At 43.2% G+C, this 17884-nt stretch carries 16 protein-coding genes; 6 read left to right on the top strand and 10 right to left on the bottom strand.

From position 1 onward, the window contains the following. Window positions 1-2: 2 nt before the first annotated feature. From R7O12_RS17860 to R7O12_RS17845, 4 genes are all read right to left on the bottom strand, one after another. Window positions 3-254, bottom strand: coding sequence for a hypothetical protein (locus R7O12_RS17860; protein WP_005376334.1), 252 nt, complete (start codon window positions 252-254; stop codon window positions 3-5). Continuing rightward, on the bottom strand, window positions 238-1947 hold the full coding sequence (locus tag R7O12_RS17855; protein ID WP_053307684.1) for an SgrR family transcriptional regulator: 1710 nt from the start codon (window positions 1945-1947) through the stop codon (window positions 238-240). The genes R7O12_RS17860 and R7O12_RS17855 overlap by 17 nt, the downstream gene beginning before the upstream one ends. A gap of 79 nt (window positions 1948-2026) precedes the next feature. Continuing rightward, on the bottom strand, window positions 2027-2260 hold the full coding sequence (locus tag R7O12_RS17850; protein WP_005376338.1) for a DUF3389 domain-containing protein: 234 nt from the start codon (window positions 2258-2260) through the stop codon (window positions 2027-2029). A 6-nt stretch (window positions 2261-2266) separates the two neighbouring features. Then, window positions 2267-2701 carry a hotdog fold thioesterase gene (locus R7O12_RS17845; protein ID WP_005376340.1) on the bottom strand — a complete coding sequence of 145 codons (435 nt, stop codon included), beginning with the start codon at window positions 2699-2701 and terminating at the stop codon, window positions 2267-2269. A gap of 201 nt (window positions 2702-2902) precedes the next feature. On the opposite strand from R7O12_RS17845, the gene R7O12_RS17840 reads away from it, so the two are divergent. Then, a complete protein-coding gene (locus R7O12_RS17840; protein ID WP_017634168.1) occupies window positions 2903-3691 on the top strand; it encodes a M48 family metallopeptidase in 789 nt (262 codons plus the stop codon). A gap of 74 nt (window positions 3692-3765) precedes the next feature. Here the strand turns inward: R7O12_RS17840 and R7O12_RS17835 are convergent, their stop codons facing one another. Then, complete coding sequence (locus tag R7O12_RS17835; protein WP_225452562.1) at window positions 3766-4794, bottom strand: site-2 protease family protein; 1029 nt, start codon at window positions 4792-4794, stop codon at window positions 3766-3768. 422 nt (window positions 4795-5216) lie between these two features. Between R7O12_RS17835 and R7O12_RS17830 the strand changes: the two genes are divergently transcribed. The 4 genes from R7O12_RS17830 (at window position 5217) to R7O12_RS17815 (ending at window position 10073) form a co-directional block, all read left to right on the top strand. Further along, window positions 5217-6452 carry an outer membrane protein transport protein gene (locus R7O12_RS17830; RefSeq protein ID WP_005376347.1) on the top strand — a complete coding sequence of 412 codons (1236 nt, stop codon included), beginning with the start codon at window positions 5217-5219 and terminating at the stop codon, window positions 6450-6452. A 20-nt stretch (window positions 6453-6472) separates the two neighbouring features. Then, window positions 6473-8881 carry a VolA/Pla-1 family phospholipase gene (locus R7O12_RS17825; protein WP_318126184.1) on the top strand — a complete coding sequence of 803 codons (2409 nt, stop codon included), beginning with the start codon at window positions 6473-6475 and terminating at the stop codon, window positions 8879-8881. Window positions 8882-9017: 136 nt separating this feature from the next. Then, window positions 9018-9227, top strand: coding sequence for a YgdI/YgdR family lipoprotein (locus R7O12_RS17820; protein ID WP_017634171.1), 210 nt, complete (start codon window positions 9018-9020; stop codon window positions 9225-9227). Window positions 9228-9515: 288 nt separating this feature from the next. Further along, window positions 9516-10073 carry a PhnA domain-containing protein gene (locus R7O12_RS17815; protein WP_005376350.1) on the top strand — a complete coding sequence of 186 codons (558 nt, stop codon included), beginning with the start codon at window positions 9516-9518 and terminating at the stop codon, window positions 10071-10073. A gap of 184 nt (window positions 10074-10257) precedes the next feature. On the opposite strand, the gene R7O12_RS17810 is transcribed toward R7O12_RS17815, so the two are convergent. The 3 genes from R7O12_RS17810 to R7O12_RS17800 form a co-directional block, all read right to left on the bottom strand. Further along, the gene (locus R7O12_RS17810) at window positions 10258-10449 is read right to left on the bottom strand and encodes a hypothetical protein (protein ID WP_005376351.1); all 192 of its coding nucleotides are present in this window, start codon (window positions 10447-10449) and stop codon (window positions 10258-10260) included. 279 nt (window positions 10450-10728) lie between these two features. Then, window positions 10729-11748, bottom strand: coding sequence for a TerC/Alx family metal homeostasis membrane protein (locus R7O12_RS17805; protein ID WP_064354768.1), 1020 nt, complete (start codon window positions 11746-11748; stop codon window positions 10729-10731). A 623-nt stretch (window positions 11749-12371) separates the two neighbouring features. After that, on the bottom strand, window positions 12372-14114 hold the full coding sequence (locus tag R7O12_RS17800; protein WP_318126182.1) for a bifunctional UDP-sugar hydrolase/5'-nucleotidase: 1743 nt from the start codon (window positions 14112-14114) through the stop codon (window positions 12372-12374). Between the two features lie 268 nt (window positions 14115-14382). On the opposite strand from R7O12_RS17800, the gene R7O12_RS17795 reads away from it, so the two are divergent. Beyond that, entirely contained in the window at window positions 14383-16017 is a 1635-nt protein-coding gene (locus tag R7O12_RS17795; RefSeq protein ID WP_318126180.1) for an ATP-dependent endonuclease, read from the top strand. Window positions 16018-16170: 153 nt separating this feature from the next. Here the strand turns inward: R7O12_RS17795 and R7O12_RS17790 are convergent, their stop codons facing one another. Continuing rightward, window positions 16171-16653 carry a DUF1097 domain-containing protein gene (locus R7O12_RS17790; RefSeq protein WP_017634175.1) on the bottom strand — a complete coding sequence of 161 codons (483 nt, stop codon included), beginning with the start codon at window positions 16651-16653 and terminating at the stop codon, window positions 16171-16173. Window positions 16654-16880: 227 nt separating this feature from the next. Beyond that, a complete protein-coding gene (locus tag R7O12_RS17785) occupies window positions 16881-17786 on the bottom strand; it encodes a LysR substrate-binding domain-containing protein (protein ID WP_005376369.1) in 906 nt (301 codons plus the stop codon). Window positions 17787-17884 lie beyond the last annotated feature (98 nt).

Below are 17884 nucleotides of genomic sequence, written 5' to 3'. Positions count from 1 at the left end.
TATTATTTCATCGTCACTTTGCCGCCAATCATTTTGTAAGCGGGGGTTCCTCTTACTAAAGTATCTCTTGCAAACTCTTGTCCGCAAGCGGGGCAAATACATGGGGTTTGTGTGAAATCGTCAACAATGCGCTCTTTGAAGCATTTAACCAGTGCGCCTTTCCCGCCTTTACGGTACTTAAATAGTTGAGTTTTACATTTAGAGCAAAAGATATCGACGGTTTTCGTCGGTTGTTTTTTATTCGGTTTCGCCATGGTTACTTTCTATATCCGGTTTGACCCATACATTATTAAAATCAAACCAACCTAAGGCATTACACTTTGCATTTTGTAACGCACCGCTGTGGTCTTTATTCACGCCTAGCCAGCAGTGAAACATAGGAATCACCTGACAGCTTTTTACTAACTGTCGTCCTAGCTCACGCGCAGGAAAGTCTGTGTGCATGCCGGCACGCCATTGATCGACAAGTTTAGCCCATTCACTAAAATCGTAACCTGAACTGAACTTCTCAATATCACTGTAATCCAGGAGCCAGCCCGCCAACGCGTCATTTCGGTTCGTTGCAATGCCCATAGCTTTCACCCAGATATCCACTTCCTCAGGCGCGGGCGGTTGAGAATCATAACGAATAAACTCAACCTCTATACCGTGCGGTTTTAAGAGTGTCTTGATGGCCTTGGCAACTACTGGAAACATCGGATGCTTTTTCTGATACGCTACGGAAATTACCTTATTAGCCTGTGGTACGCTGCCCGCTTCCGCTGGCCTGAGGTCAATCCAACCGGGCTTAAGGCCAAAGGCTTGCAATACTCCCAGTTCCATCACTTTATCTTGTGGAACATGCGCGTAAATCTGGTGACTGTTGAGGGTTTGCGAGAGGAACTCTGCCCAACGTGGATCTTTTGCAATTCCGGTGTTTTTGTTTAGTAATAGGAATGTACAGCCAGGGTCCAGCTCGACTTCATCGGATGAACCTTGTTTATCCATCTTCGGCTTTGACAGGCTTGGATAAACCATTGAAGAATAGGCTTCATCGATTACCCACACCTCCACTTGGTCAAGTAAAGGGCGAAAACCAAAATAGCCATCAAAAGCAGTCAAAATAAGACGCTTATCATCATTCATTTTAACTTGGAACGGCCCTGTCCCTATCGGTTGTCTATCGAAGCTTTCAGAACGCAAAGCACTCGGTAGCAAAATTTTTGCTTGCGACTCACTCAGAGCCAGAGGCAGGTAGCGATCAGGACGGACGAGCTCAATATCAACGGTCCATTCTTGTGGCGAAGACACCCGCTTTATGTGAGAAAACAAGTTCAAGCTATTTAACGCAAGCACACTTTCAAGAACACAACTGGTTGTTAACGGTTCACCGTTATGAAAGCGTACTCCACGACGAAGATAAAAACGCCAATGTGTATCAGAAATTGCTTCCCACGTGTGGGCTAAATCTGGTTGAAGTTGTTCATTTTCATCAAGGCGAGTGAGTCCGCTAAAAATTTGTCTGGCGATGTGCTGTTCAGAACGCCGCATCGGTTTCTGTGGGTTTAACATCGACAATGGTCGATAATAAGGCAAACGCACGACCTGCTCGCCCTGTCGATGTTGAAGCCCTAAATAACCTTGGATAACCTGCGTCAATCGTGCCGCATCGTTATCAAGCGCATCTAGAGCCTGACCGATTTTCCCTTCATCGAGATAACGCCTGGCGAGGTTTTCGCTGACGTCGCTTCGATTACGTTTAAAAACGAGTTTCGAAAGTTTTCCTCGACCCGCTGCCGGATGCCATTCAATCCAGCCCTCTTCTTCAAGTTTATTTAGAACAATACGAGCATTACGACGTGTACAAAACAACGCTTCGGTGATGTCTTCGAGCTGAACGTCCGTATCGTGACCGGAAAATTTTTCAAACAGTGTTTCGAACTGAACACGTAAACGAGGGCTACTCATAAAGAGGAAATTCTTATCTTGTTGTCGATAAGCTAAGTTTCCTCATTTTTTCCAAAAAGTGCAAACATCACACTATAAATTATTGAATATCGATACCAATTTCTCGCGAAAGTTCAGCCAGTTGTTCCTCGTTGTCCAGCTTGATAGACCATTTGCACTCTGCACCATGAGATAAAACAACGTTCGCTCCTCTACCCAGCAGCTGAATTGCATCGGTTTGTGCTTGCAAGGTTACCATTGCACTGCCGGAGAGCTTAATCACTATTTCACGCTGGGTTGCAATGATTTTTCCTAATGAAAACTCAATCACCACCTTAGTTTATACCGACTTTGTTTTGTGTTGTTTCACAGCGATGGTCAAGCGACTGGTACACACTAAACGGCCTCGCTCATCAGTGATATCGATTTGCCACACTTGCGTTGAAATACCCAGATGAAGCGGTTTTGCCGTACCAATCACATGACCACTTCGCATGGCTCGCACATGGTTCGCGTTAATATCTAAACCGACGCAGTAGCTGCCCTCATCGACAGAGAAGTTTGCAGCTAATGAGCCTAATGTTTCTGCGAGCACGACTGATGCACCACCGTGAAGCATTCCTAAAGGTTGATGAGTAAAGCTGCATACGGGCATGGTTGCTGTAAGGGAGTCGTCAGTGAAATCTGTATATTTAATTTGTAGGTGCTCGATCAGGGTATTTTTTGACGTGGCATTCAGAATCTCTATGCTTACGGGCTTTTTCCATATACTCATTGTTTTACTCTTAGTTTCACAAACTGGTTTGTTAGGTTGTAACGATGTGCTAGGAAGCTAGCATAGACGCTACTTGGGCATAACTTCAAGACGTAACATCTCACCTTCTTTATTAATCAGATGAATAACTTGATCCATGCATCATGTTACTATTTGGGTATATACTATTGCTTCAAAACAAAAAATTAAATGGAGCCTGTTATGAAGGTATGGATGAAAGCCTCTGCTCTTTTAACTATCGCGGGTTTAACAGCGTGTAGCGCATCACCGACGGGTCGCAACCAGATCCTGATGTTTTCAGATCAGGAAATGTCATCGCTTGGCGCTAAATCTTTCGAACAAATGAAGAAAGATATCCCAATCAGCAAAGATCGCAAAACGAATGCCTACGTTCAATGCGTTGCCAAACACATCACTGACACCATTCCCGCTCAATCTGGATTTAAAGACTGGGAAGTCGTTGTTTTTGATAGTGAACAAGTCAATGCGTTTGCTCTACCAGGTGGGAAGATCGGCGTGTATACCGGGCTTTTAGATGTCGCGAAAAACCAAGATCAGTTGGCAACAGTTATTGGTCACGAAGTCGCTCACGTCCTCGCTGACCACAGTAATGAACGTCTTTCACAAAGTCAGTTAGCAAATGCCGGGTTGTCTCTAGCAAACGTTGCCATTGGAGCTTCCGAGTACAAACAGTATCAACAAATGACGATGGCGGCACTTGGTGTCGGTGTCCAATACGGTGTTATTTTGCCATACGGTCGTACTCAGGAATCTGAGGCTGATATTGTCGGGCTGGAATTCATGGCAAAAGCAGGTTTCGACCCACGTCAAAGTGTCGATTTATGGAAAAATATGAGTGCTGCATCAGGTGGTTCTCAACCACCTGAATTCTTCTCAACCCACCCATCGCACAGTACGCGCATTAAAGATTTACAAGCAACCATAAATAAGCTGCCTGCGTATAACGCGAAAGCACCAAGATGTGGCTAATTCATTGCTACTATCGTCTACTACTTAAGCTTGCCAAATAAAAAAGCTCCCTAGGGAGCTTTTAATGATTCTAATCAAGTGCCCAATATCTGTAGCGGCAAACTTAACAAACTATCTCCGAGAGTGGCAAAATACCAGATGATAGAAACAAAACCTCCGACAGAGACCAAGTACCAAGCCAGTGAGAATAGCTGCCCATAACGGGTTAATGGCAATAAATGGCTTTGATGTCGAGCTCTCCATTCCATCACCACTTCCAACATTCCCATTAACAATAAAAACCCTAGCAACGTCAGACCGAAATAGTAACTGATAAAAATGCCTAATAAAGCGGTCGCAATACTGCCAACTAACCCGACCCAAGTATTCATTGAGAAGGTAATACTTTTGAGCACATGGCCACCATCTAATGGTAAAATAGGCAGCAGATTAAATAGGTTTAGCAAGGCGTTAAACACAGCAAGCCCAGCGAAGATCACCTCACCAGTCATCCAATAAAGCAAAGTAAAAACAATACTAAGTACTAAACCGAAAAATGGTCCCATGATTGAGATAACCACATCCTGCCAGCGCGTGTTTATCTTTTCGTCACTTAGCGCCAAACCACCTAGGAATGGAATCAAATAGATTCCTTTGGTCTTCATTCCAAAATACTTCATCGCTCTAATGTGACCATATTCATGAAAAACCAAACAAGCGATCAACGCTAGCGCGAACTCGATGGAAAATAGCCAAGAATATGCAGCGAGACTTGCAGACGCTAACGCCACTTTAATAACTTTCGCACTTTTAAGTGCTTTCATCCCAAGAGATACGAGGCCTATTACACTTAAACGCTTTTCGGATGGTGGCGTAACTTCTGGCACTTGGCGCTCGATGTCTTTTTCATTTCGACAACCTTCATTGACGAGCTCACCGTTAATTGTGACCTTGTAACTCAATTCAAACGGTTGCCATGTTAAAGAACACTCTAAATGACAGTTCAGGATTTCCTCACCCGCAGAGAGCCTAAACTGGTGTAGACAAGTCTCTGCGGTATTGTCACTGGCATCGATTTGAGACACCAACGTATTATCCCAATATAACTGCTGCCACCCAGCCATCGATCCTTCGAGCCTTAGCGAACGACCTAAAAATTCAACATTCAGTAATTCCAATGCGGTTCCTATTGCGTCTATTGAATAACTACATAGCGAGCGCGAATTATGCCTGTGAAGTGAAGAAACAGCAAAGCGAGCTATCTCTTGATTTGATCGTTATTTAACTATAAAGCTCACAAAACAATTCTGGTCGTACCATTCTCTTCAAAAATATAAAGATAATACATGCCCTTACAAGCCATCGTTTGACCTATGCATCATATTTAAAACGCAAAATACGCTCAAACTTTGACAAGTTATTAAACATACAATTAACATTACATTTACATCATCGTTGTATTTCGCGTATTAACAATTGGTGTAAGTACCACACAACAATTACAAGGACTTCGGTCCAGCATTATGACACCCTAGGAGGGTCAAGGATGAACAAGAAGCACTGCTCTCTGCTTACAATTTCAATATTGTTTGCGTGTAATGCCCACTCAGCGGGCTTCCAGGTAGCTGAACATTCGGCATCTGGTCTTGGTCGAGCATTTTCAGGTGAAGGGGCTGTCGCAGATAATGCCAGCGTCCTTGCTCGTAACCCTGCAGCAATGACACTTTTCAAAGAAGCTCAATTTTCGGGCGCGTTATCTATCATCGACCCTGAAGTCGATGTGTACGACACTGTAAACAATGAACACGCGAAAGATGTCGCTCCTTTACAGATCGTGCCAGCAGGTTATTACATCAGCCCTATCAATGATAACTGGGCTTGGGGTATCGGTATGTTCACAACATACGGTGTTGCTACCGACTATCCAAATGATATTTCCGCAGGTGATATGGCGGGTGACACTTCCCTACTTTCAGTAAACATCAACCCTAATGTCGCTTACCGTATCAACGAGTCTTTCAGTGTCGGTGGTGGTATCAACCTCGTATACGCTGAAGCAGAGCTGACTCGTCACAAAGGCGCACTCGCCGGTATTTTAGGTGGTAATAAGTCCGATAACCTTGTCGGCATGGAAGGCGAAACTTTCGCTTGGGGTTGGAATGTCGGCGCTTTATTTGAGCTAAATGAAAACAACCGTTTTGGCTTTGGCTACCGCTCTAAGGTTGATCTAGATTTTGATGACGGTGAGTTTAGTAGTTACGACTCTGGTCGAGCTTCATCACCAAAAGTGGATGGCCGTTTAAAAATCTCTCTTCCTTCAATTATCGAATTATCGGCTTTCCATCAATTGAATGAACAATGGGCTGTACATTACGGCTGGCAACAAACCGACTGGAGCACATTTAAAGAACTAAAAGCGACCAGTAACGAATGTAATGACGGAGTATGTTTCTTTAAACCTGAGAAATATGAAGACAACAATCGCTACTCCATTGGTGCAACTTACATACTTAATACAGACTGGACATTCCGTGCAGGCTTTGCGTACGACGAACAAGCAGGTGAAGCGACATTGAGTATCCCTGACAGTGACCGTTTTTGGTACAGCGCGGGCCTAACTTACGCAATGAGTGAGAATTTAACTTTCGATGCAGGCTTTGCACTTGTTAAGAGTAAATCAGGCTCTTTCACTGAGACAAATGCTCTGGGTGAAGAGATTAAGTTTGACTCAGAAGGTACTGCTTACATCAGCGCGGTACAGATGAACTACACCTTCAAATAATGGGATTACGGAGTAAACCAATGAAACACACGTTTAAATTATCAATGCTTTGTTCTGCAATCCTTCTTGCTGGTTGTGGTGATGATACCTCCAGCTCTGGTACTTCCGACAAAGTTCAATTTGAAGATGAAGTCCAAGCATTGCTTGATCGCGAAACATCCATCAGTTTTACGCTTCAAGGAGCGAACGCAGATGTACCGGCACCGTCTTACTTATTAATGGACACAAGCGATGGTACGCTTGGTCTGCCAACTGATGGCGATGATGCTTTAACCAACCCTAGAGCCTCGATGAATACGATGGATGGATGGTCAACGTCTATGCCAATCGTTCTGAACTTTAAAGGCGATGGTTTTGCAACGGGCATGTTGCCGTCTGGTGTTAAAGTCATCAAGATTAACCAACGCTTAACCGAGTGGGACGGTAAATCTAACCCAATCGAAGAGGTACTCGTTCAGAATCAGGACTACGTAGTTCAAGCAAAAGGTAACTCTCTATACGTCCAGTTCTTGGCTGCACTTGATGAGTCAAGCGAGTACATTTTTGCGGTTACACAAGATGTTACTGACGTGAATGGTGAGCCAATTGGTACATCAGCAAGTTATGCGACTGGTAAATCGAAAGAAATCGTTTATGAAACTGGCGACCTTGCTTCTGTTCAAGCAGTCACTCAGGCGGTTGAAGGCATTTTTGGTTTAGCTCAAGTTAACCCTAACGACATCGTTTACTCCTCATGGTTCAGTACCCAGTCTGTAGGTGATACGTTAGCGGCAGTCAAAGGAGTAACCGCTACTGGTTTTTCTACCGGCGCAAACACACTAAATACCGTTTACAAAAATGACTCAAACGAAGGTTCAGTTGACTTATCAACGGCCTACACAATAACGCTCGGTGAAACCCAAGACTTTAGCACTGCGCTAGACTCTGACGATGACTTTAGTAAATACATTAGCGATCTAGACGCAGCTAAAACGGCAATTAAAGGCCTTTACATGCAATCAGGTGCCGATGTAAGCGTAACACAAGGTGTGGTAAGACTGCCTCATTATCTGGAAAAAGGCACAAGCTGGAACATGCAACCAATGGTATCTGCGATGCCAAGCCTAGCGAAGCTAAGCGCAGCATTAGCGGATCCGAACGAGCAAGCAAACATGGTTCAGCAGCTATCAACAGGCGTTTTTGCAAATGATCCTGTTGATGTGACAAAGCTTGCTACAGATCCTACAGAGCAGCTAAAACTTGTTGGAGCTAAGCTTACTCTTACCGATGGTACCCAGCTTGATAGTGAGCGTATCATTACTCGCTACTCGCCTGTTCCCGTAGTGAAATCGGTTGAAGATGTCGAAGTACTGGTCTTCACACCTAAATCTGGCGTCGCGACAGACGTTGTGATTTATCAACACGGCATCACTTCAGCGAAAGAGAATGCGTACGCGTTCGCGTTCAATATGGTAAAAGCAGGTGTGGCAGTTATCGCTATTGACTTACCTATTCATGGTACGCGCAGCTTAGATGAACAACGTTCCGCAAATGCGAATGTACTGGCTTATCTAAATCTTTCCAACTTAGCCGTTGCGCGTGACAACCTACGTCAGAGTGTTCTGGATGTGTTAGGTTTGCGCGCTAGCTTGGTAGTATCTGCTCAAGGCGGTCTTTTAGCTGGAGGTCCTCTGCAAGGCTTCAACCCAATGACGGGTTCAAAAGTCAAAATGCTAGGTCATTCACTTGGCGGTATTGTAGCTACATCTGCCGTCGCAGCAGCAAACAATACATTGGGCAGCCCTACTGCGGATGCGCTGTACACCTTTAGTTCTGCATCAGTACAGAACTCTGGTGGACAAATTGGTAATTTGTTACTGGGTTCAGACAATTACGGCCCTCAGATCAAACATAACCTCGCTTATGCAGCATCAAAAGACTATGCGAATTACGCTGATGCATCATGTGCGGATCTAGAAGATAAAACATGTTACGAAGCATTTGAGGCTGCGGCAACGGAAGCTCAAGTAGCAGCGCTAGAAGCAGGTTTCTCACAATTTATCTATGCAGCACAGACTACACTAGACACTGTCGATCCGTTCACAAACGCTTCAGATTTAGTGGCATCTGGTTCGCTAACGACACCATTCTTTATGACAGAAGTGGATGGCGATAGCACAGTACCAAACAGCGTTCCAAGTGCACCATTCGCGGGTACTGAACCGCTTGCTAATAAGCTAGGGTTGAAGACTGTGAACAGTACGGACACTGATGTGAATGCAACTGCGAGCTTTGTACAGTTTAATGCTACTGCATCGCACAGTACTTTTGCTTCGCCAAATGGCACTCTGTCTGATATTGATCATCATGTAGAGATGCAGATGGAAAACACTGACTTCTTAATGGATGACGCACTAACAGGTGTCACTAACACTTCTGTTTTGAAGTAATCGCAACACCCTTCCTACCAAAGCCCAGTTTCTACTGGGCTTTTTCATTTCAATTCTATTCAAACCCACTCATATTTCCTCTGCTATAGTTAAATCGATGTCTTTGCCTAACTCACTTGTTTAAAAGGAAAACTCTATGCGCGTATTGACTGTTATTGCCACTGTATTACTTCTTTCTGCATGCGGAAGTAGCCAATATCTGATGTCGACAAATGAAGGGAAAATTATTACCTCTTACGGTAAACCAGACCTGAACGAGGAAACGGGTATGTACGAATATGAAGACATGGATGGTAAAGAAATGAGTATTTCAAAAGAGCAAATTGTCCAGATTGTCGAACGTTAACGACAGGCCCTCTGTAAATTAGAGGGCTATGTTCTAGCCACCCTCTCTCTAAATTTACCTCTTTTAGGCTTGTAATCGTTGTAGAATTGACACAACTAATTCATAAGCCAAAACAATTAATAGTGTCTTTTATACTTCCGTATTATTTATTTAGCGAATATTTTACATCTTCACCTTAATCAGGTTGAAGTATTGTAAAATCTAGTCTTTAATTCGCTAACACCCTTTTATTTCTCAGGATAAAGTGGATAATACCGCCACAAAATAACATTACTAAGGTGAGTCCTTATGTCTATTGAAGCTACTCTGCTTGCGCGCTGCGAGTCAAAATGTGAACTGTGTTCTTCTGAATCTCAACTAACTGCATACGCTGTCCCACCTCACGGTAATGTGACGGTTGATACTGCCATCATGGTTTGTGATAAGTGTCTGGGTGAGATCGATGAGCCAAAAGACATTAACCACTGGCGTTGTCTAAACGAAAGCATGTGGAGCCAGGTTCCTGCTGTACAAGTGACCGCATGGCGCCAACTCACTCGCCTAAACACAGAAAGCTGGGCTCAAGATGCTCTTGACATGATGTACATGGAAGAAGAGCAAATGAACTGGGCAATGAAAGGGATGTCTGCTGACGATAAAACGGTTGACTGTAACGGCACTGAACTTAAGAAAGGTGACGATGTAACAGTAATTAAAGACCTACCAGTAAAAGGCACTAATCAAGTAATCAAGCAAGGTACCGTGATTCGTGGTATTAGCCTTGGCGATGATCCAAAGCTAGTTTCGGGTAAGGCAAATGGTGGTCAGTCGATGTACGTGATCGCAGAATACTGCCGCAAGAAGTAATATCGCACTTCAGTCATGTCAAAACGGGGCACCAATGGTGCCCCGTTTTTCTATACAACACTTAATCTACTCTCATGTCTACCTCCTCTAGAGTGTTTCTTTTCTAGGGCGTAGGTTGAGTAGGCATGTTTTACAAATAAAAAATACCGGCTCATAGGCCGGTATTTCTTACATTATTTCAATATTAACGGTACATACCGATGTCTTTTTGAATATGTGCTGACAAGTCTTCTGCGTAGTAACTGCGTGGCGCAGTGTTATCTACAAATAGAATGTCCAGTAAGTGAGCAATCAGTCCTTTGAAGTTAACCGCGTAGGTTTTCTTATCCATAGAGGTTGGTAAAGCTACATTTGTCATTTGCATTGCTTGTGCCATGATTGCCTCTCTTTAAAAGCAGTAGTCTGTTTAGTTGGTTGTATATTAGTCAGTTTCTTATTGTTTAAGAAATGACAAATTTTACCCATTCAAATTAGAATTTCTAATAAAACAAACTCATTACAAAACTCAAAAATACAAATGAATAATAACGGCATAAATAATCACAATTGCTGTAATCACATTGAATAACTGAACATTACCTGCATAATCGCCCCTTAACTCACAACATATATTTAACAATATTTTTCGTTATTTCTTTTGATTTTTGTGCTTACTTTATATTTTTTGATTAGTAATATTAACGCTAGTTTGACGCTTCGCTTTATTTTTTAGGAGTGATGCCACCACTGCCGATGTCATCACAACAACTAAAAATGTGAGAGACCATGTTGTAGGAATCTCATATTCTGTTCCAACCAATAGCATTTTTACCCCGATAAACATCATGATTACTGATAATGCTGGTTTTAAGTATACAAACTTGTCTAACATTGCTTGAAGAACAAAGTACAGCGATCGCAAACCCAATAATGCAAATACGTTCGCGGCTAAGACTAAAAATGGCTCTCGCGTTACCGCGAATATAGCTGGTATAGAATCCAACGCAAACATAACGTCCATTACTGCAATGACACCAACAACGATCAGCATCGGTGTTGCCACCCACTTACCAGCTTGCTTTAAGATTAAGTGATTTCCTTGGTAGTCATCTGTAACTGGCAATACCTTTCGAATCAACTGCTCCGGATATGGATTAACCTCTTCTGCTTCGCCTTTGTCGCGAGCTAGCTTAACACCTGTCCAAATAAGGAAAGCAGCAAATAAGTACAATACCCAGTGATACTGTGCAAGTAACTGAGCACCAACCGCAATCATGACAGCGCGTAAAACTAGCGCACCTATCACCCCCCAAAGCAATGCTCTCGGACGCAAATGCTCCGGCACACTGTATTGTGCAAAGATGATGGCAAACACAAACAAGTTATCCACGCTTAACGACTTCTCTAGTAAGTAACCAGTTAAGAATGAAATCGTTGCTTTGTCGTTCGTATAAGCGCTATGTGGCGCGTAAAAGTCCCAGAATAAATAAATAGAACCTGCAAAAACAAAGGCAAGCAAGAACCAAAAAACACTCCAAACGATGGCTTTTTTCATCGTGATAACGCCACCACGTGTTTGATAGATATCAAGCGTAACAAGAACAAGGGTAAATAAACCAAAAGCACCATACATCGCTAATGATTCTTGAAGAGGCACCGATTGGCTCAATTGGGTGGTATTTTCGATAAGAGACATATTTCCTCCCATGGCGGAAGGACTTCGTTTGGTGACCTTCCGCAGACAATAACAACCAACAGCCACATAACGATTATGTGCTGCTAGTCAATGAATGCGTTGGTCTCGTTGAAGTGTTGACGTGAATAAACCACGTAACACCTTTACTTACCGGATAAGCTGATGCTTAACGAGATGACGATAAGTAAACTTGCGCTAACTACTCCCCAAACGTCGACATAATAACGCCGAGCGTCAGGCTTTCCAACAAAAAAAACCTTGTCTTATCGAAATAAAATTCTTATCAAAAATCAGGAAGCACTATAAAAAGAAAGAAATGGATTCAACCACCGCAACTATAGTAAACAGACAAAAAGCAGCAAATGGCTCAAGACAAACTCTTCATTGGTTAGAGGCCTAACGGGGAAGATAGATACAAAAAAGGAGCATTACTGCTCCCTTTTGTAGCATCCACATTCTTAGCAATTCAAAAGCCGCTTAGAGGCACAAAGTAGACCAGTGTTGACCAAATTGCGATCCAGGCAACCACGACTGCCGTATCTGCCCAATCTTTATTCCACATACTGCCATCCTCATCAACCCATGTAGTAAGTGGAGAGCAGCAAAATCAATACCAGTATCTATTATCGACGTCGCTTTGTGTAAAGTTTGTGACTTTGATTCAAACAGTTTGGCTCATCGGTCAGGAGTTCAATAAAACAATCAGCCATGGACAAACTGGTCACACGCCCTTCTCCTTTCATCTCCTGCAATGCGTCGTACCCCTCTTTCCCTTTCATCGTATAGGCAGAAGAAGTCCCTCGATACCAAACATCATCTTGAACATCTACCCATTGTTTACCATCAAAAATCACTAATGATTGAACTCTTTCACCTTTTGGGGCATCTGCGTGGTACTCGAAGTTTAAATTGTAAGTGTACGGATAACTGCCAGATCCAGTGCCTTCTACGCCATTGTTGAGTGCATTATTTATCGCTCCTTCAAGTGCACGGCGAATAGCGCTGCCTTTTACATCGTAAAAGCCGATAGGAACGGCAAAAGGCAACAGCCGTCCGGCAATGTCTGCCACTGTGATGTTGCCAGGGTTCAAAGAGGTTCGCACGCCACCCGCATTATGAATTGCAAATTGAACGTCATATCCACGTTTGTTTAAACAGTGCAGAAATGCTCGGGCAACGGAGGAAGCCAACTCACTCTCACCAAATTCATCGGGAATTCTCACATGACGCTTTTTGGTGTCAACACTAGCAATGACTTGTGACTGTAACTGCCTGACCTGAGGAATATACTTATCGCTCAGGATCGCTTGAGTTTCCGGGTGTTTCTTACAAACCACGACATTCGGTTGACCATGGATGAAGTCGCACGCGGTTTCGAATACACCTTGGTCGAGCTGTTGGTTTAGCGTCGAGTCCCAAAAAATACGTCGACCAAGCAACAGTTCATTTTGTCCACTCAACATCGTTGCTTTACCGTGTTCATCAAACTCAATGACGCAGTGCCCCATTGTCAAAGCATGGAAACCCGCTTGCACCACATAGGTATCATTAATTTTGATACCGTAGGGATCGTCTTGTCCTAACCCTATTGATGAAAAATCACCTTGCAACCGGTGGCTGTGTCCACCAACAATTATACCAATACCTGTGACTTGCTCAGCTAACTCTAAATCACCTTCATAACCTAAGTGGCTCAGAAGAATAATATTTTTTATACCTGATGAATGGATTTGTTTTACGGTCGCCTTGGCGGTTTCAATTGCTGAGTGAAAAGGCGTGTCTGCATCAGGGTTTGCGATGTCGCTCATTTTATCTATGGATAATCCGAAAATCGCGACCCGCTCACCATGGAATTCTTTAACAATGTATTGAGCGCTCTGTGTATCCGGTTGGTAACTATATACATCCTTGCAATCACTGATACGGTGAGGTTTTTTAAGTGACTCATTGGATAAATCCCAGTTGCCAGCAAGCAATGGGAACTGAGTACGTTGGCAAAACAATGCAACTGGCTCATTCCCCATATCTAATTCATGATTGCCTAACGCCATTGCATCAATCTTTAATGCGTTCAATAAGTCGGCATTGGCTTTGCCTTTAAATAGTGAGAAATACAGCGTGCCTTGGAAGCAATCTCCGGCGTGGAGGAACAACATCCCATGACCTTGGCGCTGAGCATCATCTCTTAACTGCTCGACTCTGGTTGCGATACGAGAAAAGCCGCCGGCGCTGACATAGGGCTCTAGCGTGAGTTCATTGTTTATCTTAAGCTTTAACTGTAATGACGTTGGTTCAAAGTAGGAATGTGTGTCATTGATGTGTGCCAGTTTGATTCTCACTGGCTTATGATTGTTATTCATCTTCATCTTCTCTTTTTTCATTCCTTATAATAATAAGAAGTGAATCATGACAGAATCATGAATTTTATGAAACTGCGATTTAGGATTTCATGTTTAAGTGATCACGATGCTGTCCCCTGGCTTTGAAAGCAAGCCTCGCTTATAACGGTCTCTATTCAGTAAGAGGCTCTCGTAATTTTGTGAACTGAGCTTAACTCAAAAATTCCGAATTCATATATGCTTAGGAGTAGCAAAATAACTCTCGATAATTCAAATAATTGCAAGGAGGATTGAGATGAGACTAGAACGCATCGAAATCTCCGGGTTTAGAGGCATCAAACGCCTTTCACTCTCTTTTGACGAACTCACCACGCTTATCGGTGAAAACACGTGGGGCAAATCATCATTACTCGATGCCCTTTCCATCGCATTACCTGCCAATGGCTCATTGTATCAATTCAAACTGAAAGATTTTCACGTTGACTACTCAATTTCTCATCCACAAACACAACACTTACAGATCATTGTTTGTTTTAAAGCACAGGATAAAAACGAAGTAAAAGCGGGACGCTACAGACGCATAAAGCCTACATGGTGCACCAACGAAGATGGTGAGCAAGTCATTTACTATCGTATTAGTGCGTCTCGCGATGAGCACGGCATTAATACAAAGTACGCGTTTTTGGATCATAACGGCAAACCCAAAAAACTTCACCACTCAGAGAAACTCGCTATTGAGTTAATGACACTTCATCCTGTAATCCGACTACGTGACTCCCGACGCTTCCCAGATTTAAACCATGTCAACGGCGATGGTAAAAATGCTCGGATTGAAAAACGAATCAACAACACCTGTCGACGCTTATTGGCTATGCCTGGCCATGTGAATAAAGGTGAGATTCGTAGTAGCCTCGACTCAATGCAAACGCTTGTTGAACACTATTTCGCGTTCAGAAGTGTCAGGAAAGGCAACCCACGCAAACCTCGTGATGGTCTTTTCTATACAAGCCCTTCCTCTGATAAAGGCTTGAGTCAGTTCTTGAAAGAAACCAATGACAAACAAAGCCGCTTGCTTTTAATGGGGTTACTCAATGCCTATCTTCAAGCTAAGGGTCCCACCGATTTAAGGCGCTGTGCGAGACCAATACTGATCATTGAAGATCCAGAAGGTCGACTGCATCCAACTCATCTAGCGAGAGCGTGGTCCTTATTGCAATTGTTGCCAATGCAAAAGATATTAACCACCAACAGTGGCACGTTACTCGGTTCTGTTCCACTGTATTCAATTCGACGTTTAATTCGGCTATCAGACAGAACCATCGCTAAGAGTTTAAACTCAACAAAGTTTGGTCGAGATGAGTTGCGCCGAATTGGTTTCCATATTCGTTTTCATCGTTCAGGAGCATTATTTGCGCGGTGCTGGTTACTTGTTGAGGGCGAAACCGAAGTTTGGCTTTTTCATGAACTGGCTCGTCAATGCGGGTATGACTTGGCTGCCGAAGGGGTTCAAATCGTTGAGTTTGCTCAATCAGGTCTAAAATCACTCATCAAAGTAGCAAAAGAGTTTGGTATTGATTGGCATGTCGTTACCGATGGCGACCCAGCAGGGAAAAAGTACGCGCATGCAGTACGAGCACAGCTCGACCATGATCAGGAAAGGCATCGACTTACGGAATTACCCGACCGAGACATCGAGCACTTTCTGTACAACAATGGGTTTGAACTTTTCTTTAAGGACATCATCAAAGTTCCTCATGACCACCCTATCCCTGCTAAAAAAGTCGTAAATCGTGTTTTGAAAAAACATGCAAAACCGGACTTAGCTTTGGCTATTGTTTCTCATTGTGAAGAGAAAGGCATGGAGTGTATTCCTGTTCTTCTGCGCTGGACACTTAAACGCGTTGTTACCATGGCCAACGGCAATACATGAGTTAGGCGTATTTTACACTCAGCGTATTGTCTTGTAATACAAAAAAAGCACACCAATTTGGTGTGCTTGTATCAAACATCATTAATTTTGATTAAGGGTATTGAGAGGGATAAAACTCAATACACAGTGGATACCAATAAGATCGGGGGTTCACTACTGTGCTTGCTCAGCAAGCGAAGAAGAAGTAGCGGTTGATTTCGTATGCAACCATAGCCCTGTCGCTTTCATTAGATAGCCAAACACACCACCTAGCAACAACGATGGAATGACAAGTTGCCAGTTTCCGTCAGCCGCAAATGTTGCGCATGAACCAATAAAAGTACCAGGGATGTACGCGAGCCAAGCCTGTTTAGCTTGAATACACATGAAGAATGCCACAATAGCGGTAATCACATAGCCAATAATTTCCAACCCCACGTAAGTGGAACCGTGAATAATTACCATTGCCCAGAATACGCCTGTCATATTGGTGATTAAGCTGATGCCTAGTCCTTTCAATCCGCTCGTTGGCGCTGCAAAGTAGCTCGTGCAACCTAAAAAACCAGCCCAAGAAAGCAAACCTAAAGAGATGGCGATCCAACCCCATACGCCAGATAAAATTCCAGTAGTGATAGAAATAGCTAAAAGTGTCGTCATGGTAGTCATACCTACTCGGCTATTATCGTACCTATATGGTTCAATAACTGCCTTCATACATTGAAATCAAGGACACATGTTAGATACATCAGCTCAGCTTATCGGTGATATCGATCACAATAAGATATTATTATTTTCACAATTTACATTAAAAGTTTGACGCAACCGATAAATCAACAGATTTAGGGAATAAACCAACTCATCTCGTAGGCATATTTAATCAACCTTTAAAGAACTGAAGGCTTCCCTTTCATCATTCGCAGTCCCTCTCTTTTAATGCAGTCGACTAATGGGTTTTCTGCCATATCTGAACGCCATATAAATGAAAGTGTCCTTTCCATTTTTAACTCAGGTACATTTAATGCCACAAGGTGACCTGCTTCTATATATCGCTCTACATCTAAATACGGTAAGCAAGTAAGGTACTGGCCATTAGCAACTAAACTACGTAACACCGGAACGTGTTCGTACTCGCGCCACACATCCAAATCTTCAATAAGGTGGTGAATAGAACTATCAAATGTTTTTCGTGTGCCAGAGCCATGCTCTCTTAGTACCCACTTCGCTTGCTCTAACTGCGCAAGGCTAACAGACTGATTACGCGCAAAAGGATGATGAGAAGCTGCGACAACAGTAAGATGATCACGACACCATACTTCTTGGTGTAAACGGTTATCATCACAGCGCCCTTCAATAATCCCTAAGTCATACTTGTAATCTAATACCCCATCAATCACTCCTTTCGTACTTTGTACACCGAGAGAAATACGCATTTCTGGAAAGTCATTATCAATGATACTGATAAGGTCGGGAACTAAGTGCTCTGCTGGGGTTTGACTCGCTCCCATACGAATCTCACCACTCAATAAATGTTGCTCATAGAAGCCCATTTCAATCTGCAATGCATCTTGTAGCAAGCGTTTTGCTTTTGGTCGTAACCACATCCCCCAATGGGTTAACGCCATTTGCTTGCCTTGCCTCTCAAACAACGGCCTGCCAAGCATCTTCTCTAATTGCGCAAGCGACATACTCGTCGCTGATTGTGTCAAAGCCAATTTTTCTGCGGCTTGGCTTACACTGCCGGTATCTGCAACTGCGTCAAAAACCGCTAATTGCTTAAGTGAGTAGCGCAAAGTGTCCTCCATTATTAGTGGGTATTTCCCAATCCCCACAATTGTTAAAGCATGCCCCAATAAGCAATAGAGTTCATTTTACCTGGCCCCGTAAAGTT

The sequence above is a fragment of the Vibrio sp. Vb1574 genome (assembly GCF_033338675.1).
The sequence above is the reverse complement of the archived record's forward strand: the minus strand, read 5'-3'. Positions and strand labels throughout refer to the sequence as shown.